The sequence below is a fragment of the Nostoc sp. NMS7 genome, from assembly GCF_017115085.1.
In the GTDB taxonomy this organism is placed as follows: domain Bacteria; phylum Cyanobacteriota; class Cyanobacteriia; order Cyanobacteriales; family Nostocaceae; genus Nostoc.
On the sequence record NZ_JABXKJ010000065.1, the window covers coordinates 1 to 26,206 of the forward strand.

A 26,206-nucleotide genomic window follows, 5' to 3' on the forward strand; every position below is an offset into this window, starting at 1 on the left:
ATGGGTTGATCAAAGTTGGTGCGTCTGATGATGCTCAAGCTTATAGAGTAATTAACTTTTGTGATTTAGAGGCGAAAACCGAGTTTCGCTTAGTTACTAATTTCACGAAATTGCAGACGCGACCTAGATATTGTCAGAGGTATTAGAAATGATTTTGCACATAGGACAGAGATCATTTCATTTGAAACTCAGTCGATTCGTGACCATTGCAATAATTTGTCCTTTTCTTACCACGAAAAGGATGCTGATCCGCGTTCACATTTCACGGCTGCTGTAATGACGGTGTTAGGTCATATTCACATAGCTACACTTACAACTACACCCCATACTGAGAAACCTGATGATACACCCTCTGAAGAAGATAAAAAAGGGCATCATGAGCTAATTGAGAAAATCGTAGAAAAGATAAACAGTGATTCTTCTACACAGGAAGAGTCAACTGAAGAAGCCTAACAATCCCAATGCACCGGAACAAAGTCAAGTGATCGGTGAGTTGCGAAGGTTATCTGTGTCCGGTGGAGCGTTAGCTTGAAAATTAATACGGAGATCAGTGCAATTGCACAGGTGAAAGTAGGGCGATCGCCTATGGCCGTAGGCTGGGTTGACAACAGGAAACCCAGCATCACTTTTCTCTGGCAGTACTAACCAGAAGCCAGATTGCACTTGAAGTTGCAACCGTGGATGCAATCGCGAGGCTAAAATGAGAGGGCGATCGCTTCCTTGTACACCTTATGAACTGCTTGGAGGTTGATTATGTTTCAGGATGAGATTGTAGAAGAGATCCACAGAATTCGTGAAGAGTATTCTCGCTCCTTCAATCATGATTTGAAAGCCATCTTTGCTGATTTGCAAAAGCAGCAAGCGGAAGGCGGAAGAGAAGTTGTGAACTTATCACGAAAGCCCAGTCTAACAACACGTTGGAGCGGACGGGCGAGAGATATTGGTGAGGATGCGAAGGATACTAGCCGCCGTTCAACTTAGCCGTTATACGTCGTTATACATATAGCTCCAGAGGGTGCAATTGCACAGGTCAAAGTAGGGCGATCGCCTATGGCCGTAGGCTGGGTTGACAACAGGAAACCCAGCATCACTTTTCTCTGGTAGTACAAACCAGAAGCCAGATTGCACTTGAAGCTGCAACCGTGGATGCGATCGCGAGGCTAAAATGAGAGGGCGATCGCTTCCTTTCACCAGCCCTCAGACGAGGAGATTCTCAAATGCCATTAGCTGAACTCATGTCACAAATCCAGGAACTTCCAAAAATTGACAAGCTTCGGCTAATGCAGTTCCTTGCCACAGAACTGGTCAAAGAAGAAGAAGTACCCTTAAACCTAGCCGCAGGTACGAGGGTGCGAATTATCGTTGAAAGTGTTTTACCTAATGAAGTAAAACCACATAAAACGTTTCTTCAAACTGCTCAGTCTTTAAAGTTACAGGGTAAGCCAGATTGGTCAGAAAAAATTGATCAATACTTGTATGGAGAAACCCTTTCTGAACAATGACTGAAGTTTTTTTAGATACTTCTTTTGCGATCGCATTATCTTCGGTCACCGATCAAAATCATGTACTTGCTGTTAAGCTTGCTAATCAAATTGAGACTAACAGAACCCGTTTAGTGACAACTCAGGCGATCTTGCTAGAAATAGGTAATGCGCTTTCAAAGCAAAGATACAGAGCGGCAGCAATCCAACTTTTGGAATCCCTCGAAACTGATCCCAGTGTCGAAGTTGTTTTATTAACCAATAGTCTATACAGATCAGCATTCAATTTGTTTAAGCAACGAGAAGACAAAGAATGGGGTTTAGTAGACTGTATATCATTCATAGTGATGCAGGATCGAGGAATCACTGACGCACTGACTGCCGATACTCATTTTCAGCAGGCAGGATTTCGGCCATTATTAAAAGAATGACTACCTTACATTAAGCCTAACAAATTATTGGAGCGGACTGGCGAGAGATATTGGTGTATTGCGAAGATGGTTTGCAGCCGCTCAATTTAGCCGTTATACGTCGTTATACAATGTAGCTCCAGAGGGTGCAATTGCACATGTCCATAACGCACCCTACCCTACCAGATTCAAGCCAATGTGGATGAGGTTTTCCGACTTGTGTGTACACAGTAAGTCTTTAGACCGGAGAGTGTCAACCCCACAATCTCCTACCTGCTTTGCCATTTAATCTTTCGTGAGTATCTTCCAACAAAGCTGGAATATCTAACTTTTCTGGACACCGAGGCAAACAGTCACCGCATTCTGTACAACGGTTGCCTTTCATTCCAGGGAACCAGTGACCAGCATTTTCAAACATTCCATAACGATATTGTCCATAGTCTGTCATATCGTATGCTACTGCAAGATTCCGTAACCGCAATACCTCTGGAATATTGATATTTTCTGGACAGGGCAAACAAGCATAACACTGGCTACATTTGTCAGTTTCCAAAGCAACTTTTTGGTGATTTTCTAATTGCTGGAAAGCAGAAATTTCTGCTGATGTTAACTCTCCATCATCGTCAGCGACTCGCAAAGGTTCCATGAATTCATCTGGGTTTCCTGGTCCTATACTTAAAGTAGTAATACGGTTATCAGCAAGTAAAAATCGATAGCTTAATTCTAAGGGTGAATACGGCTGACAGAGGTCTTTTAGGGTTTGAGGTGGCGTGTAAAGACGTCCTCCCTTATCAGCAGGAGAAATTATAAAAACGCCCATATCTTTCTCAGTTGCTAGCTGAATCGCTGGTGCATTTCTTTGGAAGAAATAGTAATAATGCAGATTGACAAATTCAAAAAAATCTGTATTGATTGCTGCCTGAATTAGTTCTAATGGGCCGTGCGTGGAAAAACCCACGTGTCGCACTCGACCATCAGCAACCGCTTCTTTTACAGCTTGCATACAGCCATTTTTGGCTTGCACCCACTCCAAATGTTGCCAAGTGTTCAAACCATGAACGCCTAAGCAATCTAAATAATCTAGCTGTAATCGTTCTAGGGATTCGTCGATGCACCGACGCATCGTGTCAGCATCTGCTGTGGGTGAGATTTTGGTAGTGACGTGAAGCCTCGTTCGGGATACTGACAACCCAGCTTTTAGCGCCTTACCAAGATACTCCTCACTTTTGCCGTAACCTTTGGCGGTTTCTAGATGATTAATTCCTAGCGCTAAGGCTTGTTCGATGGTTTGGTGAGTATTTTCAAAAGAAGCCAAGTAGCGCATTGTTCCCAAGGAAAAAACCGAGAGGCGCAGATTCGTTTTCCCAAAGCGTCGGTATTGCATCTTTAACAAAGAGTTAGGAGTCATTCAATTTTAGATTTTAGATTTTAGATTTTAGACTTCGGCGTGAGCGCTCAGTCGAACGCTTTTTCCTTCAATCCCTTCGGATGACGCTCGAAGACTCGCTAACGCTGCGCTAACAGCAGTCACTCATGGGGGAAACCCCCAAGACCGTGTTGCTTCACCAAAATCCAAAATTCAAAATCTAAAATTGCCTAGCTGTCCCCATTACCAAAGCGCTTAATCAAATCTTCAGGACGGAGATTGGAAATAAATTCACGGAAGGCTTGCTGTTCGGCTTCATCTGCATCGCGATCAACAGGGATAGAAGCATCGGCAATCACTTCTTCCATTACCCAAATAGGGGTATTTGTACGGAGAGCAATGGCGATCGCATCGCTAGGACGCGCGTCAATTTCTTTTTTAACCTCGCCTTGCTGGACGATTAAAGCTGCATAAAATGTATCCTTTTGTAGGGAATGAATGATCACCTTTTCTAGAGTCATGTTCCAAGTCTCTAGAAGATTCACAATCAGGTCGTGGGTTAAGGGTCTGGGAGGCTTCTGATTGTCCAGTGCGCCCATAATTGCCCTAGCCTGTTCCTGACCGATGTAAATTGGCAAAGCCCGCCGATCTGAAGAATCTTTCAAAAGTACGATCGGGCTGCGAGTTATGGCATCTAATGCTATGCCAGCGACTTTCATTTCAATCATTGGCTAAGCCTCTACAATCCTTTGAGAGTCTTGAATGCTGTGTAACAAATAGTACCCCTTTTTTGGAGATTTGCCGACAGTAATAAACATAAGCATTTGTTCTCTATAATTGCTTCTATTAAACTCCGAACTTGTGGTGAAAACCACAGTAAGTCTAATTGGTCTTCTTAGACAATAACCTTATTACCCAAGTATGCCTTGTGAATGATGCTAATGTGTTAATATCCCTATCCGAAAAAAGTCAAAAAATATACTTGGATATTCTAGATTTCTGTGAGAATTACCAATTGATTTCAGGCAAAATTAGGCAATAAATAGAGTTAGTTTGACAAAAAAGCCGTGTTTACAGGATTAATCCAGGCATTAGGAACAATGGAACCCTTAGGGGGCGATTCTTGGCAAATTACTTGTTTAAGCCAGTCGGGTGAAGTAATTATCCAAGATTTGGCTTATGGCGACAGTGTTGCAGTAGATGGCGTTTGCCTGACAGTAGAAAAAGTTTTAAAAGACGGGTTTATTGCCACGGCTTCACCAGAAACGCTACGCCGCACCACGTTGGGAGGTGAACAAACGTCACAGAGATATGTCAATTTAGAAGCGTCGCTCAGGGTGGGCAGCAAAGTTGGCGGTCATTTTGTGATGGGTCATGTAGACGGCATCGGTCGATTGCTGGCGGCAGAACAAACGGCTAGTTCTTGGGAAATCACCTTTATTGCATCCGAAGCGATCGCCCGCTACATTGTCCCTAAAGGTAGCATTGCTGTCAATGGCATCAGCCTCACAGTAGCCGCATACGAGCCAGAACTCTTCCAATTCAAGGTGGCAGTAATTCCCCTCACCTATGCAGAGACAAATCTTTGCTATTTGGTTGCTGGGAGTTTGGTGAATCTAGAAGGAGATATTCTCGGCAAATACGTGGAAAAATTCCTTTACTCTGGCAACCCACACACCACAGCCCCTGATGACAATAGTATAGATGGCATTACACCCACATTCTTAGCAGAACACGGGTATCTCTGAATTTTAGATTTTGGATTTCGGATTTTAGATTAATTTAAAATCCAAAATCCAAAATTTCCAATTTAGCTGCCTGGTTCCTGGCTTACCTGGGCGGTTTGTAAGCTTCGCACTAACTGGCTGAGGGCGCCTTGTAATTGCACACCTGGGTCAACAGCAACCCACCCGTCCTGTGTTAGGTGGCGAACTTCAAAGTGCAGATGAGGTCCTGTGGAAGCCCCGGTGCTGCCAACTCGCCCGATGACAGTTCCAGGTTGTACCCATTGACCAGGTTGCACAAGGATTTCTGACATGTGACCGTAGAGAGTTTGTTCAGCAGATTTGTGATTTAGGATAACGGTTAAACCATAACCACCCATCCAGTTAGCAGTTTCCACTTGACCAGCAGCAGCTGCCAAAACTGGTGTTCCCGTAGGCGCACCCAAGTCTGTACCAGCATGGAAGCGTTGGTTCCCTGTGATGGGATGAACTCGCCAACCAAACAACGAAGTAATGGGAGCGGGAATAGACAGTGGATACATCATTCCTGTACCACTATAGGCGACTGCCCCAGTGTAGGGGATTTGCGGCAATACTGATGCCAGTGAGAAGTCGTAAGCTACACTGCTGGGGCGGGGTGCAATGTTGCCATCTGCCATTGGTGGAGGTAAAGTGCCACCACTGGGCGCGATGGGAGTTGCACTCACTGTTGTGGGGCTGAACTCGCCAGGACTCGGAATAAACCGATTCCGGCGAAATGCCGTCTTGGTGTCAGTACTAGAAGCACTTTCAGTAGGACGCCATCTGCTGGGGCTACCAGTAGTTGCAATCTGCCGCACGGGTGGAACTACTGCTAATTGTGCATTTTGACTTCTTCTGAGCCAATTAGGTGCTGGTTTACTATTAGAATCAGCTACACTCCTTTGGGGTACTTTGGCACAAACGCCGCCTAATACGCTTTGCCCTGACGCTAAGATGGCTTGACAACCACTGGAACGGTCTGTGAGAATTACAGAATTTGGTGCTTGATAACTAGCTGTGGCACCACTGTCATAACTATTAGGATCAATATAGGCGTTATTATAATCCTTGGTTTTCTCCGCCGTTGCACTGACACTACTGTTGGAGTTATTTAATGGTTGAGCAACTTCTCTTAGTTTTTCAGGTAAAGAACGGGTAGGGGTATTGGGTTTTTCCTGTCTCACCCTTGCAGGAGTAACCTGGGAGGTTTCTACCTTGGGCTTTGACTGGATAATCACAACAGGTTTAGCAGCTTCAAATTTGGGTGTAGACTGCCTAACTGGCTCTTTTGATTGAGCAACCTCTGGCTTGTGTAGTCTCTGTCTGAGTCTGGCTCGCCGTTGGGAAAATTCCGGTGGCGCTTGAGCTGCTTCCGGCACAACAGCCTGTTTTTTTAAGCCGAGCGGAGTCGTACCACTTCGTGGAAGCAAGCTACGCGTAGCGTCTCGCAGAGAGGCTTTAACTGCTGTTGGCTGGGAACTTTCAACAGTGGGAACGATGTTGTCTATTTGTGTTTCCGTTTGGGCAAACACGAAGCCGCCGCTAAGGAGGCTAACGCTACTCAGCCAACAGAGGCTCTGAGCTGGTAGTGTCGAGGCAAAGCGTTTTTTTGTCAGACCTTGCTGCCATAAGTAATGCAAACGATGATGGGCAGAATTATTGTGCTGCGTCATTTGTTCTCTCAGTTGTGTGTAATTAGCCTAAAGAGATGATGCTAGTGGTTTGTCTTGCCCAAAGAGCTAAATCTTGAACAAACCTCAAATTTAAACGGAAGATTTATGGTATCCCAAACTGATTGTACCGGGTTCAATATAAATTTCCGGTGTAATTAGTTCCTTTGTATCATCTGTTTCCAAATCAACTCGTAAATTTCCTTGAGATGTTACCCCAACTACAGTACCTGAAAGATTATTGACGTACACCTTATCGCCCATGTTTGTAAGCAAGTCTAAATAGCGAGACAAGAGTATGCTTACTCCTTCTTTGCAAAGGCACTCCATACCGGATTCTATTCCCAGTAAGACTGTAGAGGTGAGCATTTCCAGACAATAAATTGGTCTGATATCTTGGGATGCTTGCCACGATTCCAGATTGATTCCAGTTTCCGGTACTGGGTTTGTCCAGTTAATACCAATACCAATTACTGCTTGGGTGATTTGTCCTTTGTTTACTTTGGTTTCTGTCAAAATGCCGCCTAGTTTGCGACCATTTAAAACTAAATCATTGGGCCATTTTATCCCCACATCTACACCGCGCTGGCGCAATTGAGACGCAATTCCCCAAGCAGTAGCAAAAGTTAGCTGGTAGCTGTCAGTAGCCTCTATTTTGTGGTCGAAAGAAATCGCCACGGAAACATATAATCCTCCAACCGGAGAAATCCATTCGCGTCCCCATTGTCCCCGCCCAGCAGATTGCTGAGTTGCGATTACTACTGTTCCTGAAATAGCCCCTTGCTTGAGTAAGTTCCAGAGAGTTTGGTTAGTTGAGGAGACGCTTTCAAAAAAGTGAAGGGAAAATGGTAAATATGTATACTTGCGCCCTGCTTTCAAGGCTGCTTCCAAGTTTTGCAGATTAAATCCCACGGCAGTTAACCCAAATTCCGTTGTTCAAGTTAGCATTGATTGGCTGATGAGTGATTTGTGTTTAGGTTTGGTTGAAGATGCACACTTGGCACTGGCGCAATTGGGAAGGACTGCCTTATCTAACTTGTAGTATTCTGGAACGTTGGCATCACGGCTTCTTTACCCAGCAGTTTTGGCCGCGATCGCCACAAGTTATCACAGAAGTATTGCAACCAGAGGCATCAGTCTATCGCTTAAAGCAGGTACATGGCAATACTATTCTCACCCCCGAAGAAATTAATAGCCTCTTAAGCACTCTTGGGGATGATTTAGCATCGGCAGATGGTTTAATTAGCGAACAGCCTCTACAAGCTGTTTGGGTAGCTAGTGCAGATTGTACACCCGTGCTGATTGGGGATGTGAAAACTGGACAGGTGGCAGCATTACATGCAGGCTGGCGCGGGACTGCTAAAAAGATTGTCCCCTTAGCGATCGCTCGGTTACAATCTCAAGGCAGTAAACTCGATGATTTGCGAATTGCAATGGGACCTGCGATCGCTGGTGAGGTTTACCAAGTCTCTATTGATGTGGCGGCTGAAGTCGGGAGTACTATTATACCATATAACGACGAACAAAAAATTATTACTGCATTATATCAGCTACCAAATTCACCTTTGTTGGAAGATCCCAATCCTGGAAAGGTAAGGCTGGATGTCCGGCGAGTGAATACCTTACAACTGGAAAATATGGGGATTAGTGAAGAACAAATTGCGATCGCACCTTATTGTACTTTCCAAACTCCAGAGCATTTCTTTTCTTACCGCCGGGAAAAAGAGAAAAAAGTACAGTGGTCAGGGATTGTCAGTGGTAAAACTAGTCACTAACCCCTATTTTCAAATTAGATTCTCATCTGAGATCGGAACTTGGAGAATGGAAAATATTCTTGGCTTCGTCTTGACTCAATTGGTTTAAGGAATTTAACTGCTCACCACCATCTCAAGGGTTAATATTCCTTTGGGTTTGTTAACGGTCAACTGCATCATTTCTAGCCACAAGGAACCTATGATGGTATCAGGGATGTCATCTCCAACATGAACAGGAATTACAAATTCAGTTCCGTCAATGATGAGTTTGCCTTCATAGATATCAAATCGTGCTTCCCCTCGTGCTGTCTGCATCTCGATTTGTGCGCTCATTAATGACCACTCCAATACTTCCAAGTCTTGAGTATTAATGGCTAACCACCCATCTGTAAACCCGGTATCGAATAAAGCTTCAACAGAAAATTTCTGATCATTAGCAGTAACAAGCTCAATTTCAAATAGTAGCTCACCATTATCCCCAAACGAACCTGCAATCATAACCTGCCGCAGGTTCCTGTGTCGTTGAGTCGGAATATGGTAAGTTTTACTTCGTTAGTATTGCCATAAGCATCATGAATTTTTTGCGTTATCCCTAAGAATGTTGGGTCAATGAAGTATTGTTCTGTTTCAGGATCTATGGCAATATGCCAGTTGTAATGCGTTTCGATCAGAGTTGGACGTAAGCGCTCAAAAACAGCACGACACTTTATAGCAAAAGCATCACGTTGTTGCTGACAGTGGGGTACTTCTTTAGGTGCTAAGGTTGATGCTTGTACAATACGGCTGCGTCGTGGGTGCGATACCTGTGTCATATCAATAAAATGTAAGCGCTTGTGTGATTTTATTATGGCGTGATTTCGAGTTACAAACCTTTAATTATTCACACCCACTTACTTATGACTTCTGATGTTCTAATTTGACACCCGATTCAAAGGTTCCAATTTCATAACCTGTTGTTGACGCAACGAACTAATTGCTAAGACTAAAATACTTACAGTGAGTGCTAAAATTGCATAACTCGGTAGGGCGAAGATAGTTACTTTCATGATGTATGGCAATTCCCCTGCTTTGACATTCCAACGCTTTGCTAGAGAGCCGATGAGCCAGACATGAATAACTGCTGTTTGCACTGCAAGAGAGCAAACTCCTGCTAACCAAACAGACATTCTTTTCATCGAGAATGTACAATGCCTAATTTGATAGAGCAAATCATTTAGCAAAAAAACAACGGCAGGTATTAACATCACAGAACTAGTTTCCTGTGAATAGTTAATCGCAATACTCAAGCAAGAAATTAACACCATTTCTGCTAAGTAGATTTTTTTTGACCAGGCTGTGAGAGATTGTTGTAGATACCAATACCAACCCACCAAACCAACAAGTATCAAAACAATTAAGTCTGAAAAAAGCTTGGCAACAAATGGGTTATTGGGAAATAATCTTGGACCGACGACCATCAAATCGAGGCGACTAATCGAAATATAGGGGCTAACTGATGGATCATTTAGCCAGAGTGAAAATCCCTGATCTGCATCTGACAGGAATTGTGTTAAAGAATTGCCCGTCAAAGCTAGACCTAAAAATCCTAGAGACGTTACTGTGACAACAGATATAAAAACTAGATAAAACCGTCTTTTAAGTAGAAAATACAGAACAAATAATGCAGCTAATGTTGGTTTACAAAGAGCAAGCCCTAAGCAAACTCCGGCTGGAATCTCCTGATGTTTTCTAGCGAAGATAAACATCCATAAGATCAGAACTGCAACGAAAGTCGCAACATTACCAACTTGAAGATCGTAAACTAAGCCATAAATCAAGGCAACCGAGATTGTGCAAATAGTTCTTAGAGCTAGTGAGTTCGACTTCAGCAGGATATTCGCTCCCCATAAGACCAAACCGATTGCTAATATATGCATCACAATCCAGATTTGAAATGCAGTATTGAGCGAAAAATAACTGAGGAACCAGATCGGAGGAATAATATTAGGTGGATAGACAAATGGTGGAATAAATCCACACACCTTAGTTAGGGTACAGAAACTTTGGTTAAAAATCTCGGCATTAAAGGGACTCAAATGTTGATGAGCCAATTTACTCGCCACATAATACCACTTAAAATCCCATAAGGGTGGATTGGGTTGATTTAGGAAATAAATTAGCCAACCTGTATAACAGAGGAATCTTGTAACGACTAATACAACACTTGCTTGTATGAGAAAGTTAACAATTGGTTGACGAAAAAATTGTATCAACCCTTGGATTAGAGAAGATTTTAAGAATAAAGAATTTTTCCAGGCTGCTTTTTCATCATCTAATCGCCAATTATTTTTGAGAACTAAAGCAACTACAATTACTATAATTAGGTTCCAAAAGCCAAAGCTTATCATCAGAATGATCTCAATAATTATTTCTGGATATCGTATATAATATCGCCTAAACAGTCGTTATAAACGATACTTAAGTATTTTCATAATCAATTTACAAAACTTTGACAATTACTCCCTTGCCGCCATAACCAAGCTTGCTCTCAGGGACTGACAACAAATAAATTACCCAATGTTGTGGGGTGGGCCGAAAAGCCCGCCTTTGTATACGTATACGGGCGGGCTTTTCGGCCCACCCCACAAGAAGTAGTTGAGTATTGTTTTATTTGTCAGTCCTTCAGGGACATGAGCCACCATTGTCTGGTCGATTTTATCCAAATAGTAAATAAATGAAGTTTTGGATTTTTTTCGATCTAGTTTTTTTGGTCTTAATTATTACATAAAAGCTTGGCTCAATAACTCGCGGTGCATTAATGCCCTATCTAGCAAAGATTGTATTTGCTCTGGTGATAAGGGTGAACCGTTAGCATAATGCTCCATCCAAGTCAGACTAATCAAATTGGGGTCATCGGGTAAACTCGCCAAATCCCATCCAGGCATTTCCAAGTCTTCCATGAGACGATTTACCTTGGGATCATAACTGAGAGCAAAGCAGCGACAACCAACAGATGCAGCCATAATCAAACTGTGCAGACGCATCCCAATTGCCATTTCAACGCCGCGAAACACACCTTTTAAGAGTTGCGGATCTTCCAGACATAAAATCTGGCTGACATCTTTAAGTTGGGGTTGAATAGCTTCGGCAATACTTAAATCTTCACTTTTTTGAAAGGGCAGTAATAAGATAAAAGCCTGCGTAGCTTTTTGAAAGTCAACCAAAGCACGAGTCAAGTTTGCCAGACGTGTTTGAGTCAGTTGGGGATGCGATCGCAACGTTACCGCAACTCTGGGCGCAGGTAAATCCCAAAGTCCCGGTACTGGTTTCGACTCCAACGCCCAAACCGGGTCAGGAGCTATAATACAAGGAATTTGCCAATCAGATAATAAAGCAGCACTGGCGCGATCGCGGACACTAACTTTGGTACAATTACTAAAGGTTTGCCGTGCTAGCCAGCGAGTTTGCGGATGCACTAACGGGCCAATACCCTGCGCCCAGGCAATGGTTTTCAAACCCATTTTCTGCGCCAGTGCCATCACTACCCCATAATAAAATGGGCTGATAGTACTGGTAACATCTTGAATGAGACTCCCGCCGCCCCAAATCAAGGCATCACAAGAGCGTAAAGCTTCAAATATATGTAAGGGAGCCATGCGATCGTAGGTTTCTACATTGTAGCGATCGCGCGTTTCCTCTGGATTACCAGAAAGCACCACAGGCGTTACGTGAGATGGTAACATTTGCAGAAGCGTTGCCAACAAAGCTTCGTCACCACCGTTACCTTTACCGTAATACCCAGACAATAATGCCCGCATCTTGACCATTTTGGACTTCGACTTCGCTCAGTCGAACGATTTTAGATTAATAGCTATTGTTAAATGAATCTCTGTCCCCGATACAGATGGTAAACTCATTCCCAAGTTCTACTTTCAATAGTGTAGAAGATAGTTAGAACTTCCTCTGAACTCGGAGGTTGAACCTCTGAACTCGGCAGTTGAGCCTCTGAACTCGGCAGTTGAGCCTCTGAACTCGGCAGTTGAGCTTCTGAACTCGGCAGTTGAGCTTCTGAACTCGGCAGTTGAGCCTTTGAACTCGGAAGTTGAGCTTCTGAACTCGGCACTTGAACCTCTGAACTCGGAATGTTTAAAATTCTAAAAGAACAAGTGAAGATTTTGTTTAAACAAATATAAATTTCAAGCTAGATATCACCTTGACACTCCTAACTCCTGTACAGACGCGATTAATCGCGTCTCTAACTTTCTTATGAACGCCCTATCAATTCCCACTTGGATTATTCATATTTCTAGCGTTATTGAGTGGATTGTCGCCATTTGGTTAATCTGGACTTACGGCGAACTCACTAATAACCGTAATTGGTGGGGATTATCCCTGGCCATGTTACCAGCTTTAGTTAGCGCCATGTGTGCTTGTACCTGGCATTATTTCGACAACGCCGAATCTCTGGAATGGTTGGTAACGCTTCAAGCTACCATGACTTTAGTTGGTAATTTTACGCTTTGGGCAGCAGCATTTTTGATTTGGCGTTCTACCAAATCTCCTGATACTGTTGAACCAAAACCTATCAAATTAGAGCAATGATTTCTAAAGAAACCCTGTTTGCGCTTTCACTGTTTCCCTACTTGGGTTTCTTGTGGTTTCTCAGCCGCAGTCCGCAAATGCCGCGTTTAGCGCTATATGGATTTTACGGGACTCTCGTGTTTGTTGGCGTCACCATCCCGGCGGGGATTTATGCTGTATTACATTATGGCAAGTCTTTAGCAAATGTAGATTGGTTGCACGGCGGTGCAGAACTATTTTTGACCCTTTCTAATATTTTGCTTGTGCTGGGTTTTGGGCAAGCTGTCAGGCAATTAAAAATGAAAAATGAAAAATAGTAAATTCAGCTATAGCAATCCGTAATCATTCGTGAGAAAATGCTGAGATAAAAATCCTTATTTTACAAGCATTCTACCCTTGATTCATTCTCACGTATCAAATAGGACTGGTATATAGCTATAGGGGTTCTCGGACAAGAACCCCACCCCCAACCCCCTCCCCGCAAGCGAGGAGGGGGCTATGATGTACCTCATCTGATTAGGAAACGCTATAACGTTTTAATTGCATTGAGTTATGAGGAACAAGTAAATGGATGTAATTCCAGCGATTGATTTACTAGAAGGTCGGTGTGTGCGACTGTATCAGGGAGACTACGATCGCTCACAAGTTTTTAGCGAAAATCCGGCTGATGTTGCCAAACAGTGGGTAGATCAAGGTGCTACGAGATTGCATATAGTTGATTTAGATGGTGCTAAAGCAGGTAATGTAGTAAATCTGGGGGCAATTGAAGCGATCGCAGATGCAGTGTCAGTACCGATTGAAATTGGTGGAGGATTGCGCGATCGCACCAGCGTCCAACAAGTATTTAATTTAGGCGTACAGTGGGCAATTCTCGGAACTATCGCCGTAGAACAACCCCAGCTAGTGCAACAATTGTGTGCAGAATTTCCCGAACAGATTATTATCGGGATTGATGCCCGTAACGGCCTCGTAGCAACTCGCGGTTGGTTAGAAACCTCGGAAGTTTTAGCAACTCAACTGGCTGTACAAATGCAAGAATTGGGCGCAGCCGCCATAATTTACACCGATATCCAGCGTGATGGCACACTTACAGGCCCCAATTTGTCAGCTTTGCGAGAACTTGCAGCAGCAATTTCCATCCCGATAATTGCCTCTGGCGGGGTAAGTTCTCTCACCGATTTGTTAAGTTTATTGGCGTTAGAACCTCAAGGCGTAACTGGTGTGATTGTCGGACGTGCTTTGTATACTGGGGATATTTTACTCAAAGAAGCATTGCGAGCGATCGGGCCTGGGCGGATTCAGGATATTCCGCCGAATTTAGGTTTTTCTACTTTTGCTTGAGATTAAGGCACTTCCAAGAAATAAATCCAAAGACCTAAATGCTAAGAAAATAACTAGCAATGGTTGAAAAAAATAACTGGGAAAAAACACGTAAGTATTTTGAAGAAACTGGTGTCAAATTTGTGCGAGTTCTTTGGTGCGATAATGCTAACATTATCCGTGGCAAAGCCGTACATCTGGGGATGCTAGATCATTACTTTGAGCATGGGGTGGGTATTTCTGTAGGGCAGCAGGGAATTCCTGTGATGTATGATGCAGTTGTACCAGAAACTGGTTTAGGGCCAGTAGGTGAAATTCGCTTAGTACCAGATTGGTCTAGGCTCAAGCCTTTACCTTATGCTCCTGGTCATGCTCGTGTTATGGGCAATATGGTACTAGATGGTTCTGCTTGGCCATTATGCCCGCGAAATTTCTTGAAGCGGATGATTGCGGCAGCCGAATCTAATGGCTGGGAAGTTCGGGCAGCATTTGAAAATGAGTTTTACTTACTTCGGCAAACACCTGAAGGAATCATTCCTGCTGACTCCACAGTTTTTGCCTCAACTCAGGCAATGGATATTAACCGAGAAGTAATTGATGCGATCGCTGACGCACTGATTGCTCAAGACATACCTGTAGAACAGTATTATCCTGAAGCTGGCCCTGGTCAGCAGGAAATTTCCATACGCTATACCGATGCTTTGCAAGCAGCTGATTGGCAAATTGCTTTTCGAGAAACCGTCAGAGCGATCGCCTACAAACACAACCTGATCGCTTCCTTCTTACCCAAAATCTTCCCCGATGCGGCTGGTAGTGGTTGTCATATCCATCTGAGCCTTTGGCATGGGGAGAAAAACTTGTTACCTGACCCACAGGGAATCTGTGGTCTTTCTGAGGTAGCATTACAATTTATTGCTGGCATGCTACACCATCTTCCGGCACTGATGGCACTAACTACCCCAAGTACTAATTCTTACCGCCGCCTTCTTCCTCATAGTTGGAGTGGTGCTTTTCGCTGTTGGGGATTAGATAATCGAGAGGCAGCCGTGAGAGTCCCCAGTGACCCTGGTTTGGGCTGTCCAAGCAACTTGGAATTGAAAACTGTGGATGCCTCAGCTAATCCTTACTTAGGTTTAGGAGCAGTAATTGCCGCCGGACTTGATGGTGTGCAGCGTGGTCTAACACCTGGAAACCCGGTGAATCAAGACCCTGGATATTTATCAATTGCAGAACGCAATGCTAATCAAATAGACCGATTACCAGATAATCTGGGGCAAGCGATCGCTCACCTTCAGCAAGACGATATCCTATTAACAGCTTTAAATCCCCAGTTAGCGAAAGCTTTCTTAGCAGTGCGTCAAGCAGAGTGGCTAGCTATGAAAGATTGGGAATTAAAGGCAGAAGTGAAAACTTTATTAGAGAAATACTAGCGATCTGATTACCTACCAATGAATCTAGCTGACATTCCTTTAATTGACCAACACGCCCACAACATCTTAAGACCAGAAGTTTTTGCCCAATATCCTTACGCGAGTGCCTTCACTGAGAGCTCTGATCTAGAAATCATCAACTACCATGCGCGTCATACGTTCTTTTATCGGCGGAGCTTGCGCGAGATTGCAGCTTTATTAAACTGCGAAGCTGAAGAAGCAGCAATTTTGGCACGGCGGGAAAATCTAGGGTTAGAAGAACTGACGCAGATTTATTTTCAGGCCGCTAATCTAGAGGCGATTTACTTAGATGATGGTTTGCAGCCAGAAACGATCCTACCGATATCGTGGCATGAAAGGTTTATTTCTGTGCGACGAATTCTGAGGTTAGAAATATTAGCAGAACAACTAATTCCGCAATCAGAAGATTTTGCAACTTTTCTAGCAAGATTCATCAGCGAACTTGATCCACCACCGGTTGGAGTGGTAGCTTTTAAAAGTATTGCTTGTTACCGGAGTGGCTTGGATATTCAACCTGTAGCTGACGAGGTGGCGGCGGCTCACTTTGACCTACTCAAACAACAACTGCAAAATCAACCTCTGCGACTGACTGATAAATCCCTGATTGATTTTCTGTTACAACAAGCGTTATTAGTAGCAGCGAAATATCGCCTACCAGTGCAATTCCATACTGGCTATGGTGATCCCGACTTGGATTTACGATTGGCGAATCCCCTAAATCTGCGATATTTACTAGAGTTACCCCAGTACCGCCATGTACCATTAGTATTACTACACGCTTCCTATCCTTATATGCAGCAGGCTGGTTATTTGGCTTCTGTATATCCCCAAGTTTATTTAGATTTCGGTTTGGCAATACCTTTTTTAAGTGTATCCGGGATGCGGGAAGTAATTAGGCAGCTGTTAGAATTAACTCCCACTACTAAATTAATGTATTCTTCTGATGCACACTCAATTCCAGAATTGTACTACTTGGGTGCAAAGTGGGGTCGCCAGCTTTTAGGGGAAGTGCTAGAGCAAGCAATTGCAGATTCTGACATTACTGTGGCTGAAGCAGAGGCGATCGCTGTCACAATTTTACGTGAAAATGCCTTAGTTCTCTACAAATCAACGCCAGGAATAGATAATAAGCACTAGCTTCTAGTATTTATTACCTGGTTTTCCGCTTAACCGAACCGTATTGCCCCCACCTTCGCTGTAAATATTGCCCTGTTTTTGGGAACCCTAGATAATAAGGTATCAAAAATTAAGCCCTATGGTCAGCATTCCCGGATATCACGTTAGCGAAGAACTATACAATGGTTCTCGAACCTTAGTTTATCGGGCTAATCGAGAGATTGACCAAAAATCTGTGGTGATTAAGCTGATGAAAACTACTTATCCCAGTTTCAGCGAATTGGTACAGTTTCGCAACCAGTTCACGATCGCCAAAAATCTAAATCTACCTGGAATCATCCAAACCTACAGCCTGGAACCCTATCAGAATGGCTATGCGTTAGTGATGGAGGACTTTGGAGGAATTTCTCTCAACCAGTGGCAAGGGAGAGGAGAGAATGGGGGAATGGGGGGAACACCACAAAGTCTGATTGAGTTTTTACAAATAGCGATCGCTCTGTGTAATGCCTTAGATATTCTAATTCGTAATCGGATCATTCACAAAGATATTAAACTCGCCAATGTTTTAATTAATCCAGAAACTAAAGAAGTTAAGTTAATTGACTTTAGTATTGCATCTCTGCTGCCACGGGAAACTCAAATCCTCATGAGTCCTAATATGCTAGAAGGCACACTTGGCTATTTATCTCCAGAGCAAACTGGACGCATGAATCGGGGAATTGATTACCGGACTGATTTTTATTCTTTAGGTGTAACTTTTTACGAGTTACTAACAGGGCAATTACCATTCCAATCGCACGATCCGATGGAATTGGTACATTGTCATATTGCCAAACTTCCGCCTTTGGTAGATGAGATTAATCCCCAAATTCCGCCTGTACTCTCATCTATTGTCAGCAAACTAATGGCGAAAAATGCCGAAGACCGCTATCAGAGCGCATTCGGGCTAAAATATGATTTAGAAATTTGTTTACATCAGCTAAAAGAAGCAGGGAAAATTGAGAGTTTCTCAATTGCCCAACGGGATGTGTGCGATCGCTTTATTATCCCAGAAAAACTCTATGGTCGTGAGCATGAAGTTGAAACTCTGCTAAAAGCCTTTGATCGCGTTACCAACAATCAGATGGTTACTGAGCGTAGCCGAAGTACGGAACTAATGCTGGTGGCTGGTTTTTCTGGTGTTGGTAAAACTGCTTTGGTGAACGAGATTCATAAACCGATTGTCCGGCAAAGGGGCTACTTCATCAAAGGCAAATTTGACCAACTTAATCGTAATATTCCCTTCTTTGCTTTTGTGCAGGCGTTTCGAGATTTAATGGGGCAATTGCTAAGTAAAAGTGATGCCCAATTGTCAACTTGGAAAAATAAAATTTTACAAGTGCTGGGTGATCAGGGGCAAGTCATTGTTGAGGTAATCCCCGAACTAGAACAAATTATTGGTCAACAACCACCTGTAACCGAACTTTCACTCAATGCAGCACAGAATCGTTTTAATTTACTCTTCCAAAAGTTCATTCAGGTATTCACCACAAAAGAACATCCATTAGTAATTTTCCTCGATGATTTGCAGTGGGCTGATTCGACATCACTCAAATTGATGCAGTTGCTGATGAAGGAGTCTGGAAGTGGAGCTTTACTTTTAATTGGAGCTTATCGGGATAATGAAGTTTCTGCTGCTCATCCATTGATGTTCACATTAGATGAAATTGCTAAAGCCAATTCTAGCATTAACAAAATTACATTATCTCCGCTGAGTGAAGCAAGTTTAAATCAACTGGTTGCTGATACCCTAAATTGTTCACTAGAAACTACAGAAATACTCGCACAATTGGTTTATCAGAAAACCAAGGGTAATCCATTTTTTAGTACGCAATTTTTTAAAGCACTACATCAAGATCAGCTAATTAAATTTGATTTAGATAGCGGAAGCTGGCAGTGTAATATTGCCGATTTGAAGGCGTTAGCTCTGACAGATAATGTGGTTGATTTTATGGTATTACAGTTGCGAAAATTGCCAGACTCAACGCAGAATGTTTTGAAATTAGCGGCTTGTATTGGTAATAAATTTGATTTGGCAACATTGGCAATTGTTTCGGAAAATTCCGAAAACGAAACAGCAACATACCTCTGGAAAGCATTACAAGAGGGATTAATCATACCGCAAAGTGAAGTTTACAAATTCTATGTCGGGCGGGAAACACAGGATTTAGTAGAAAGTTCGCTAACTGTAAACTATAAATTTTTACACGATCGCGTTCAACAAGCGGCTTATGTGTTAATCCCAGAGTCCAAAAAAAAATCTATCCATCTGCAAATTGGCCAACTATTATTAAGCAAAATACCGATTAAAAAGCAGGAAGAGAGAATTTTTGAGATTGTTAATCAGTTGAATATTGGTGTAAAGCTAATCACTCAACAGTCTGAACGAGATCAATTAGCACAGTTAAATTTGCTGGCTGGAAAAAAAGCCAAACTATCTACTGCTTATGCTAATACAATAGAATATATCAGTTGCGGGATTCAGCTATTGAGAACAGATAGCTGGCAACAACAGTATTCACTCACATTAGCCTTGTATGAAGAAGCTGCTTCGGCAGCCTATTTCATGGGTCAATTTGACCAAGTAGAAGAGTTTGTTAAGCAAGTACAACAACATACTAACGTCTTATTAGATCAGGTGAAATCGATTGAGATCCAAATCCAATCTTATTTAGCTCAGAGTCGTTTTGATGATTCGATTAAGACTGCGATCGCACTGCTAAATCTCTTAGGTGTTAAACTATCTCATCAAGCAAATAAAACCCAAACATTCCTCAGTTTAGCCCAAACAAAATTACGACTTTTAGGTAAATCTCCTTTAAATTTAATTGATTTACCTAATATGACGGGGGACAAACAACTGGCAGCAATCCGAATTCTGGCTAGTACGAATTCAACCGCTTATATTGGTCGTCCAGATTTACTCCCACAAGTAATCTTGAGTGAAGTCAATTTATCCATGCAGTACGGCAATGCGGCAGCATCTGCCTTTGGCTATGCCTGGTATGGATTGATTGAGTGTGGCATTCTGGGAAATATTCAGACAGGTTATGAATTTGGTCAATTAGCATTACAAATTCTCGAAAAATTCCATAGCAAGGAATTTAAAGCTAGAACCTTCTTCATTGTTCAAACATTTATTAATCACTGGCATGAACCCCTTCAAGGCACAATTGCACCGTTAATCGAAGCCTATCAACTGGGGTTAGAAATAGGGGATATTGAATATGCTGCTTGGGCTAGCTATACCTGTAGTTTTCATGGATACTTTATGGGGCAGGAATTGGCTGAGTTAGAAAAACAGATGGGTGACTATGCTGAAGTCTACAGCCATTTTAGACAAGAAAAACCCCATACGTATATTAATTCATTTCGTCAAGCCATCTTGAATTTGTTGGGATCTACTAATCCCAGTTACTTATCAGGTGCTGTTTATGATGCCCAAACTATTCGGCCATTACAAAAACAAGCAGGCGATCGCACTGGATTGTGCTTTAGCTATGCCAATGAACTGATACTTTGCTACCTGTTTGAAAATTATACCGCAGCATCTGAAGCAGCAATTAATGCAATAACCTATTTAGATGGGGTAACATCGGCGGCAGTTGTACCAATAGTTTATTTTTATCAGGCGTTAACTCAACTGATTCTCTATCCAACAGCAACGCCTACTGAGCAAAAAAAGATTATTAAAAAAGTAAGATACCATCAGAAAAAGCTGAAAAAATGGGCACATTATGCCCCAACAAATCATCAACACAAATTTTATTTAGTCGAAGCCGAACGGCATCGAATTTTGCTGCAAAAAAATAAAGCAATGGAATTGTATGATCGCGCTATTTCTCTGGCTAAAGAAAACAAATATATCCAAGAAGAAGCCTTGAGCAATGAACTAGCTGCCAAGTTCTACCTTGAGTGGGGCAAAGAAAAAATTGCTCAAGTTTATATGCAAGAAGCTTATTACTGCTATGCCCGTTGGGGTGCTAAAGCCAAAACCGAGGACTTAGAAAAACGCTATTCTCAACTCCTAACTCCCATCTTAGAAGGGCAAATTAATCGCTTCCAACTGAGTTCAACCTTCGATACATTATCATTCCCAAATCAAACCATCCACACAAACTTTTCTAGCAGCAATATTTATGAAGCCCTCGATTTATCCACCATCTTCAAAGTCTCACAAGCTCTCTCCAGTGAAATTAAATTAGAGCAATTACTCACTACCCTTTTGGAAGTGGTGATGGAAAATGCTGGGGGGCAAAAAGCTGCCTTACTTGTACTCCAACAGGACAAGTTAGTGGTTAAAGCTGTAGCTACTATTAATGAAGGAGTCACTCTGGTATCTGTACCATTATCAACCAGCGAAGGCATTCCGATTACACTAGCAAACTCTGTCAAACACAGCTTAAAAACTGTTGTGCTAGATGATGCAACAGCACAAACTGATTTTATCGCCGACCCATATTTCATGCAGCAAGAACCTAAGAGTGTGTTGTGTACGCCGATGTTAAATCAGGGTAAACTTATCGGGCTGCTATATCTAGAAAATCCGCTAACAATTGGTGCATTTACTCGCGATCGCATTGAAGTTATCCAACTGCTATGCACCCAAGCCGCCATCTCTCTAGAAAATGCCCGTCTTTATCAAGAATCTCAAAATTATGGACAACAGTTAGAGCGATCGCTGCAAGAACTTGAACACACCCAATTACAAATGGTGCAAAATGAAAAAATGGCAACCTTGGGTAATTTGGTTGCAGGTGTGGCACATGAAATTAATAATCCCATCGGATTTTTGAAAGGCAGCATCAACAATGCCGAAGAGTATACTCAAGACTTACTCGCCCATATCCAATGCTACCAACAACATTATCCCACTCCTGCGATCGCAGTCATTAAGCATAGCGAAAAAATTGATCTAGAATTCCTAACTGAGGACTTACCAAAGCTAGTAAGTTCGATGAAAATGGCAAGCGATCGGATTGAAGACATTAGTACCAGCCTCCGCACTTTCTCCAGAGCTGATACAGCCGAAAAAGTTGCTTGTAACCTCCATGAAGGGATTGAGAGTACGCTGTTGATTTTGAAGTATCGCCTCAAAGCTTACGAAAAACGTCCCGCGATCGAAGTCATCACTGATTATGGAGAATTACCACCTGTAAAGTGCTTTTTAGGACAGCTAAATCAAGTATTTATGAACATCCTCGCTAATGCAATTGATGCCTTCGATACATCCGTTGGGGGACGTTCTTTTGCCGAAGTCCAAGCCGATCATCAGCAAATACTGATTCACACCGAAGTATCCAGTGACCAACAAATGGTTATAATTCGGATTAGAGATAACGGTCAGGGGATACCAGAGGAAATTAGATATCGGATCTTTGACCACCTGTTTACAACTAAAGAGGTGGGGAAAGGAACAGGATTAGGATTAGCGATCGCTCGTCAAATTGTCGAGGAAACCCACAATGGGCGGTTGAGTTGCAATTCTGTGCTTGGCGAAGGAACAGAATTTGTCATTGAGATTCCAGTCTCTTAATGGCTACTATTCCGATCTGATTTAGCAGGCTGCTGTGGTATATGTTACATTTTGTAAAGAAAATCTCAAAGAATTAACCCTAGTAGAAGCGTGGTTCCAATAAGGCCAGATAATAGATTCAACCTAATTCATAATTATGAATTAAAAAGGGTTTGTACCCAGTGCAACTATCAACCAGTCTTGTTTGAGTTGGGGTTTGAATCCCGATCTAAAACATAATTATAAATTATCAATTATGAATTTTTAATCGTCTTAATTGATACAAGCACAGTCCTAGACTTTTGTGATATCAATGTATACCAGTGAATCGACCAAATATTCTGCCAGAACGGACATTGGACAAACCAGCCGTATTTTAGTAGTAGAAGATGAAGAATTAATCCAGGAAATGCTAGCTGTAGCCTTGGAAGAAGAAGGTTATGGGGTGATAACCGCACCCGATGGGCGGTCTGCTTTAGAGTATCTCAAAAGTTTTGAAACCAATTCAGGGGAACTTCCCTTTGATCTAGTGATTCTTGATTTGATGCTGCCTCAAATCAATGGGCTAGATATTTGCCGTTTGTTGCGTCATCAAGGAAACCCAGTACCGATTTTAATCCTCAGTGCTAAGGGTAGTGAAACTGACCGCGTTCTGGGGTTAGAGGTGGGAGCAGATGACTACCTGACCAAACCCTTTAGTATGCGCGAATTAGTGGCTCGTTGTCGGGCTTTACTCCGCCGCCAACGCCTAAGTAATTTACCCCCAGTACCAGTATTAAAATTCAAAGATGTTACCTTGAATCCCCAAGAATGTCGTGTGCTAGTTCGTGGTCAAGAGGTGAGTCTTTCCCCTAAAGAGTTCCGTCTGCTGGAACTGTTTATGAGTTACGCCCGTAGGGTATGGTCACGAGAACAATTACTCGATCAGGTTTGGGGTCCAGATTTCGTCGGCGATAGTAAAACTGTAGACGTTCACATTCGCTGGTTGCGCGAAAAATTAGAGCAAGACCCCAGTCATCCTGAATATATTGTGACTGTACGAGGTTTTGGCTATAGGTTTGGTTGACATCCTCCCCGGCATAAATGCCGGGGATTCCTAAGCCTCACGGATTAGGTTTCTGTTTCTTTCCCCCAGGGGTTTTACGCAACTGCCCTTTAACCTTAAGGCTATCAGGTCTTACGTTCGCTCCACAGACTGAAACTGCGAGTCCCGCAGCCAAAATATTCTTACTTGCGTTAATATCCCTATCGTGATGTGTACCGCATTTTGGGCAATCCCACTCTCTGATATTTAGAGGTAACTTATCTACAATATGTCCACAATGTCCACATCGCTTAGAGCTGGGAAACCATCGGTCAATCTTGACAAAAGTACGGCCATACCAGTCGCACTTATATTCAAGTTGTCTGACCAATTCCGACCAACTAGCGTCACTAATAGAGAGGGCAAGTTTTCTATTTTTAACCATATTCTTCACAGACAAATCCTCGACTGCTATCAATTGGTTTTCTCGAACCAATCGAGTTGTCAACTTGTGAAGAAAATCATTACGAGCATCGCTAATTTGGGCGTGAACTTTAGCGACCTTGACCCTTGCCTTATGGCGATTGTTAGACCTTTGGTGCTTACGACTCAAGGTTTTTTGCGCTTTACGCAATTTCGCTTTTTTTACCTTAAAACCTTTAGGATTAGCAATCTTCTCGCCCGTACTCAATGCAACTAAACTGCTGATACCCAAATCAACCCCAACAAGGTTTAGAGATTTAGGCAATGTTTCAATCTCAACATCTACAAGTATTGAAACAGTCCACCGTCCATTCGGTGAGAGCTTCACCGTAATAGTGGATGGTTCTGCACATAAAGGTAACTGACGACTCCAACGAATAGCCAAGGGTTGAGAGCATTTAGCTAAGAATACTTTTCTATCTTTCCACTTGAAAGCAGCCTTGGTAAATTCGGCATTGCCGCCGTTACGCTTCTTCTTGAAGTTTGGGTATTTTGCCCGTCCTGCAAAGAAATTGCTAAATGCTGTTTGCAGATGTCGCAAGCCTTGTTGTAATGGCACACTACTAACATGATTGAGAAACTGCAAGTCTTCTTGCTTTTTCCAACTAGTCAGCATGGTTGATGTTTTTTCGTATCCGACACGCTCGCTTTTTTCATACCATGCTTCTGTCCTTGCGGCAAGAGCGCGGTTGTAAACTAATCGAGCGCAACCCATAGTCATCCTGAGCAATGTTTCTTGCTCAGAAGTTGGATAGAATCGGTACTTAAAACTACGTTGTGTCATGCTTACATGATAGCATTTATTCCGTAAGAAGAGTACAATTAATTAAAGCTACCCTAGAACGGCGGGGTTTTAAACCCATTTTCTTGATAATTAGTTGAGATAGTTGTTAGTTTTTATTAGTGACCAAGAAACTAACAACTCAAATGCTCTTATTGGGATTTTTTCTGGGTTTAGCGGTAGGCATTGGGTTTTGGGTTTGGCAACAGGTTCAACTTAACCGCTACCTGGGGCGTTTATTCCGACCGTTAACCTCCCATCTTTACAAGATGCGACTGCTGCTGATTCCTGGGCTGCGGCAGGAAATAGCGATGGTGAAACAGCAACGACAAGATTTGCAGCAGTCGTTGCAAACTTACCAAAACCTACTAGATTTTGCACCAGTGGGATATTTGCAAGTGGATGAGGAAAATCAACTGCTGTGGTGTAATCGACAGGCGCAGGAAATTTTGTATCTGCATTGGCAACCAGAACAGGTACGTTTGTTATTAGAGTTGGTACGGTCTTACGAACTTGACCATTTAATTGAACAAACTCGTGATCTGCAAAAACCACAGACGGGAGAATGGGTATTTCATCCATCTTGTGAGGATGCCGCAGAGATGCCAACAATAAAATCTCTGGCTTTGCGGGCGTCTAGCTTGCCTTTACCCAATGGACAAGTGGGAGTCTTTTTAGAAAATCGTCAACCCCTATTAGATATAAATCAAGTACGCGATCGCTCTTTTTCTGATCTAGCACACGAACTCAGAACGCCGCTAACTTCGATTCGTTTAGTTGTGGAAACGTTACAAAACCGCTTGGAACCGCCTTTAAATCGCTGGGTTAACCGCCTAATGCAAGAAGTTGACCGGCTGATTAACTTGGTGCAAAGCTGGTTAGAACTTACCCAAATGGAAGCAAACCCAAACATGCAATTGCAAGTCAAAGCTGTAGAATTGCGATCGCTGATTGCATCGGTTTGGGAAACATTAGAACCTTTGGCACAGCATCAACGTCTGTCTTTTTCTTATTCTGGCCCAGAAAATCTGTGGATTAAGGCAGATAAAGCCCGTATTTACCAAGTTTTTCTCAATTTGCTAGACAATAGCATTAAGTACAGTCCTCCTGGTACAAGTATTCACGTCCAAGCAAAAATCCTTTCAACGAATAATGCGAGGGATGCTGCTTCTGAAATTATCGAAATAAATCTGATTGATTCTGGAGTCGGGTTTTCGGAGGTAGATTTACCCCACGTTTTTGAGCGATTTTATCGAGGAGATAAAGCGCGATCGCATTCTCCCCAAGATGGTAACTCCATAGGGGCGATCGTTGGCAATGGATTAGGATTAGCGATCGTTGAGCAAATTCTGATCGCCCACGGTGGTTCAATCAAAGCGATGAACCATCCAGAAACTGGTGGTGCGTGGATGCAACTCCAATTTCATGAAGTTATGGCAAACTCCCTAAGCCAAGACTATAGTTAGTAATATCTTCACCTTTAAGACAACA

The 26,206-nt window shown here is 42.7% G+C and carries 26 protein-coding genes; 14 read left to right on the forward strand and 12 right to left on the reverse strand.

From position 1 onward, the window contains the following. Positions 1–216 precede the first annotated feature (216 nt). On the forward strand, positions 217–453 hold the full coding sequence (locus tag HWQ38_RS05595; protein WP_292790895.1) for a hypothetical protein: 237 nt from the start codon (positions 217–219) through the stop codon (positions 451–453). 24 nt (positions 454–477) lie between these two features. Here the strand turns inward: HWQ38_RS05595 and HWQ38_RS05600 are convergent, their stop codons facing one another. Further along, positions 478–675 (reverse strand): hypothetical protein, encoded by a 198-nt coding sequence (locus HWQ38_RS05600; RefSeq protein WP_292790898.1) that lies wholly within the window; start codon positions 673–675, stop codon positions 478–480. 78 nt (positions 676–753) lie between these two features. On the opposite strand from HWQ38_RS05600, the gene HWQ38_RS05605 reads away from it, so the two are divergent. Further along, positions 754–981 (forward strand): hypothetical protein, encoded by a 228-nt coding sequence (locus tag HWQ38_RS05605; protein WP_292790900.1) that lies wholly within the window; start codon positions 754–756, stop codon positions 979–981. Positions 982–984: 3 nt separating this feature from the next. Here HWQ38_RS05605 and HWQ38_RS05610 read toward each other — a convergent pair whose 3' ends face one another. Then, positions 985–1,191 (reverse strand): hypothetical protein, encoded by a 207-nt coding sequence (locus HWQ38_RS05610; RefSeq protein ID WP_292790903.1) that lies wholly within the window; start codon positions 1,189–1,191, stop codon positions 985–987. Positions 1,192–1,217: 26 nt separating this feature from the next. On the opposite strand from HWQ38_RS05610, the gene HWQ38_RS05615 reads away from it, so the two are divergent. Together HWQ38_RS05615 and HWQ38_RS05620 are read left to right on the forward strand one after the other, a co-directional pair. Continuing rightward, on the forward strand, positions 1,218–1,502 hold the full coding sequence (locus HWQ38_RS05615; RefSeq protein WP_292790905.1) for a hypothetical protein: 285 nt from the start codon (positions 1,218–1,220) through the stop codon (positions 1,500–1,502). Beyond that, positions 1,499–1,912, forward strand: coding sequence for a type II toxin-antitoxin system VapC family toxin (locus tag HWQ38_RS05620; RefSeq protein ID WP_292790906.1), 414 nt, complete (start codon positions 1,499–1,501; stop codon positions 1,910–1,912). Before HWQ38_RS05615 ends, HWQ38_RS05620 begins: the two co-directional genes overlap by 4 nt. A 232-nt stretch (positions 1,913–2,144) precedes the next feature. Here HWQ38_RS05620 and HWQ38_RS05625 read toward each other — a convergent pair whose 3' ends face one another. Both HWQ38_RS05625 and HWQ38_RS05630 read right to left on the reverse strand, forming a co-directional pair. Continuing rightward, positions 2,145–3,275, reverse strand: a complete 1,131-nt coding sequence (locus HWQ38_RS05625) for an aldo/keto reductase (RefSeq protein WP_292790994.1) — start codon at positions 3,273–3,275, stop codon at positions 2,145–2,147. 212 nt (positions 3,276–3,487) lie between these two features. Further along, positions 3,488–3,985, reverse strand: coding sequence for a bifunctional nuclease family protein (locus HWQ38_RS05630; protein WP_292790907.1), 498 nt, complete (start codon positions 3,983–3,985; stop codon positions 3,488–3,490). Positions 3,986–4,324: 339 nt separating this feature from the next. Between HWQ38_RS05630 and HWQ38_RS05635 the strand changes: the two genes are divergently transcribed. Next, complete coding sequence (locus HWQ38_RS05635) at positions 4,325–5,005, forward strand: riboflavin synthase (RefSeq protein ID WP_292790909.1); 681 nt, start codon at positions 4,325–4,327, stop codon at positions 5,003–5,005. A 62-nt stretch (positions 5,006–5,067) separates the two neighbouring features. Here the strand turns inward: HWQ38_RS05635 and HWQ38_RS05640 are convergent, their stop codons facing one another. Both HWQ38_RS05640 and HWQ38_RS05645 read right to left on the reverse strand, forming a co-directional pair. Continuing rightward, the gene (locus HWQ38_RS05640) at positions 5,068–6,675 is read right to left on the reverse strand and encodes a M23 family metallopeptidase (protein ID WP_292790912.1); all 1,608 of its coding nucleotides are present in this window, start codon (positions 6,673–6,675) and stop codon (positions 5,068–5,070) included. Positions 6,676–6,765: 90 nt separating this feature from the next. After that, a complete protein-coding gene (locus tag HWQ38_RS05645; protein WP_292790915.1) occupies positions 6,766–7,584 on the reverse strand; it encodes a biotin--[acetyl-CoA-carboxylase] ligase in 819 nt (272 codons plus the stop codon). 77 nt (positions 7,585–7,661) lie between these two features. On the opposite strand from HWQ38_RS05645, the gene pgeF reads away from it, so the two are divergent. Then, positions 7,662–8,447, forward strand: coding sequence for a peptidoglycan editing factor PgeF (pgeF, locus tag HWQ38_RS05650; protein ID WP_292790918.1), 786 nt, complete (start codon positions 7,662–7,664; stop codon positions 8,445–8,447). Positions 8,448–8,540: 93 nt separating this feature from the next. On the opposite strand, the gene HWQ38_RS05655 is transcribed toward pgeF, so the two are convergent. The 5 genes from HWQ38_RS05655 to HWQ38_RS05675 form a co-directional block, all read right to left on the reverse strand. Then, positions 8,541–8,924 (reverse strand): aspartyl protease, encoded by a 384-nt coding sequence (locus HWQ38_RS05655; protein WP_292790920.1) that lies wholly within the window; start codon positions 8,922–8,924, stop codon positions 8,541–8,543. Beyond that, entirely contained in the window at positions 8,921–9,238 is a 318-nt protein-coding gene (locus tag HWQ38_RS05660) for a hypothetical protein (protein WP_292790923.1), read from the reverse strand. Before HWQ38_RS05660 ends, HWQ38_RS05655 begins: the two co-directional genes overlap by 4 nt. Before the next feature lie 99 nt (positions 9,239–9,337). Then, a complete protein-coding gene (locus HWQ38_RS05665) occupies positions 9,338–10,813 on the reverse strand; it encodes a glycosyltransferase family 87 protein (protein ID WP_292790926.1) in 1,476 nt (491 codons plus the stop codon). A 372-nt stretch (positions 10,814–11,185) separates the two neighbouring features. Then, positions 11,186–12,223: a polysaccharide pyruvyl transferase CsaB gene (csaB, locus tag HWQ38_RS05670; RefSeq protein WP_292790929.1), complete on the reverse strand. Its 1,038-nt coding sequence runs from the start codon at positions 12,221–12,223 to the stop codon at positions 11,186–11,188. Between the two features lie 95 nt (positions 12,224–12,318). Then, positions 12,319–12,528, reverse strand: coding sequence for a hypothetical protein (locus HWQ38_RS05675; protein ID WP_292790932.1), 210 nt, complete (start codon positions 12,526–12,528; stop codon positions 12,319–12,321). Positions 12,529–12,671: 143 nt separating this feature from the next. Here HWQ38_RS05675 and HWQ38_RS05680 point away from each other — a divergent pair, with 143 nt between their 5' ends. The 7 genes from HWQ38_RS05680 (at position 12,672) to HWQ38_RS05710 (ending at position 23,493) form a co-directional block, all read left to right on the forward strand. After that, on the forward strand, positions 12,672–13,007 hold the full coding sequence (locus HWQ38_RS05680; RefSeq protein WP_292790935.1) for a DUF2499 domain-containing protein: 336 nt from the start codon (positions 12,672–12,674) through the stop codon (positions 13,005–13,007). Further along, entirely contained in the window at positions 13,004–13,303 is a 300-nt protein-coding gene (locus tag HWQ38_RS05685) for a DUF3593 domain-containing protein (RefSeq protein WP_292790938.1), read from the forward strand. The genes HWQ38_RS05680 and HWQ38_RS05685 overlap by 4 nt, the downstream gene beginning before the upstream one ends. 250 nt (positions 13,304–13,553) lie before the next feature. Further along, positions 13,554–14,327, forward strand: coding sequence for a 1-(5-phosphoribosyl)-5-[(5-phosphoribosylamino)methylideneamino]imidazole-4-carboxamide isomerase (gene hisA / locus HWQ38_RS05690; protein ID WP_292790941.1), 774 nt, complete (start codon positions 13,554–13,556; stop codon positions 14,325–14,327). 59 nt (positions 14,328–14,386) lie between these two features. Beyond that, the gene (locus HWQ38_RS05695; RefSeq protein ID WP_292790944.1) at positions 14,387–15,736 is read left to right on the forward strand and encodes a glutamine synthetase family protein; all 1,350 of its coding nucleotides are present in this window, start codon (positions 14,387–14,389) and stop codon (positions 15,734–15,736) included. An 18-nt stretch (positions 15,737–15,754) separates the two neighbouring features. Further along, complete coding sequence (locus tag HWQ38_RS05700; RefSeq protein ID WP_292790947.1) at positions 15,755–16,894, forward strand: amidohydrolase family protein; 1,140 nt, start codon at positions 15,755–15,757, stop codon at positions 16,892–16,894. Positions 16,895–17,012: 118 nt separating this feature from the next. Next, on the forward strand, positions 17,013–22,448 hold the full coding sequence (locus HWQ38_RS05705) for an ATP-binding sensor histidine kinase (protein ID WP_292790950.1): 5,436 nt from the start codon (positions 17,013–17,015) through the stop codon (positions 22,446–22,448). 292 nt (positions 22,449–22,740) lie between these two features. After that, positions 22,741–23,493 carry a response regulator transcription factor gene (locus HWQ38_RS05710; RefSeq protein ID WP_292790953.1) on the forward strand — a complete coding sequence of 251 codons (753 nt, stop codon included), beginning with the start codon at positions 22,741–22,743 and terminating at the stop codon, positions 23,491–23,493. Positions 23,494–23,530: 37 nt separating this feature from the next. On the opposite strand, the gene HWQ38_RS05715 is transcribed toward HWQ38_RS05710, so the two are convergent. Then, on the reverse strand, positions 23,531–24,718 hold the full coding sequence (locus tag HWQ38_RS05715; protein WP_292790955.1) for an RNA-guided endonuclease TnpB family protein: 1,188 nt from the start codon (positions 24,716–24,718) through the stop codon (positions 23,531–23,533). Positions 24,719–24,861: 143 nt separating this feature from the next. Here HWQ38_RS05715 and HWQ38_RS05720 point away from each other — a divergent pair, with 143 nt between their 5' ends. After that, positions 24,862–26,181: an ATP-binding protein gene (locus HWQ38_RS05720; protein ID WP_292790997.1), complete on the forward strand. Its 1,320-nt coding sequence runs from the start codon at positions 24,862–24,864 to the stop codon at positions 26,179–26,181. Positions 26,182–26,206: the final 25 nt, after the last annotated feature.

Bases quoted from the DNA above. Each gene is read 5' to 3' on its own strand.
- HWQ38_RS05605 (WP_292790900.1), top strand. From the start codon at position 754: ATGTTTCAGGATGAGATTGTAGAAGAGATCCACAGAATTCGTGAAGAG.
- HWQ38_RS05615 (WP_292790905.1), top strand. From the start codon at position 1,218: ATGCCATTAGCTGAACTCATGTCACAAATCCAGGAACTTCCAAAAATT.
- HWQ38_RS05620 (WP_292790906.1), top strand. From the start codon at position 1,499: ATGACTGAAGTTTTTTTAGATACTTCTTTTGCGATCGCATTATCTTCG.
- HWQ38_RS05625 (WP_292790994.1), bottom strand. From the start codon at position 3,275: ATGCAATACCGACGCTTTGGGAAAACGAATCTGCGCCTCTCGGTTTTT.
- HWQ38_RS05630 (WP_292790907.1), bottom strand. From the start codon at position 3,985: ATGATTGAAATGAAAGTCGCTGGCATAGCATTAGATGCCATAACTCGC.
- HWQ38_RS05640 (WP_292790912.1), bottom strand. From the start codon at position 6,675: ATGACGCAGCACAATAATTCTGCCCATCATCGTTTGCATTACTTATGG.
- pgeF (WP_292790918.1), top strand. From the start codon at position 7,662: ATGCACACTTGGCACTGGCGCAATTGGGAAGGACTGCCTTATCTAACT.
- HWQ38_RS05655 (WP_292790920.1), bottom strand. From the start codon at position 8,924: ATGATTGCAGGTTCGTTTGGGGATAATGGTGAGCTACTATTTGAAATT.
- HWQ38_RS05660 (WP_292790923.1), bottom strand. From the start codon at position 9,238: ATGACACAGGTATCGCACCCACGACGCAGCCGTATTGTACAAGCATCA.
- HWQ38_RS05665 (WP_292790926.1), bottom strand. From the start codon at position 10,813: ATGATAAGCTTTGGCTTTTGGAACCTAATTATAGTAATTGTAGTTGCT.
- csaB (WP_292790929.1), bottom strand. From the start codon at position 12,223: ATGCGGGCATTATTGTCTGGGTATTACGGTAAAGGTAACGGTGGTGAC.
- HWQ38_RS05680 (WP_292790935.1), top strand. From the start codon at position 12,672: ATGAACGCCCTATCAATTCCCACTTGGATTATTCATATTTCTAGCGTT.
- HWQ38_RS05685 (WP_292790938.1), top strand. From the start codon at position 13,004: ATGATTTCTAAAGAAACCCTGTTTGCGCTTTCACTGTTTCCCTACTTG.
- hisA (WP_292790941.1), top strand. From the start codon at position 13,554: ATGGATGTAATTCCAGCGATTGATTTACTAGAAGGTCGGTGTGTGCGA.
- HWQ38_RS05695 (WP_292790944.1), top strand. From the start codon at position 14,387: ATGGTTGAAAAAAATAACTGGGAAAAAACACGTAAGTATTTTGAAGAA.
- HWQ38_RS05700 (WP_292790947.1), top strand. From the start codon at position 15,755: ATGAATCTAGCTGACATTCCTTTAATTGACCAACACGCCCACAACATC.
- HWQ38_RS05705 (WP_292790950.1), top strand. From the start codon at position 17,013: ATGGTCAGCATTCCCGGATATCACGTTAGCGAAGAACTATACAATGGT.
- HWQ38_RS05710 (WP_292790953.1), top strand. From the start codon at position 22,741: ATGTATACCAGTGAATCGACCAAATATTCTGCCAGAACGGACATTGGA.
- HWQ38_RS05715 (WP_292790955.1), bottom strand. From the start codon at position 24,718: ATGACACAACGTAGTTTTAAGTACCGATTCTATCCAACTTCTGAGCAA.
- HWQ38_RS05720 (WP_292790997.1), top strand. From the start codon at position 24,862: ATGCTCTTATTGGGATTTTTTCTGGGTTTAGCGGTAGGCATTGGGTTT.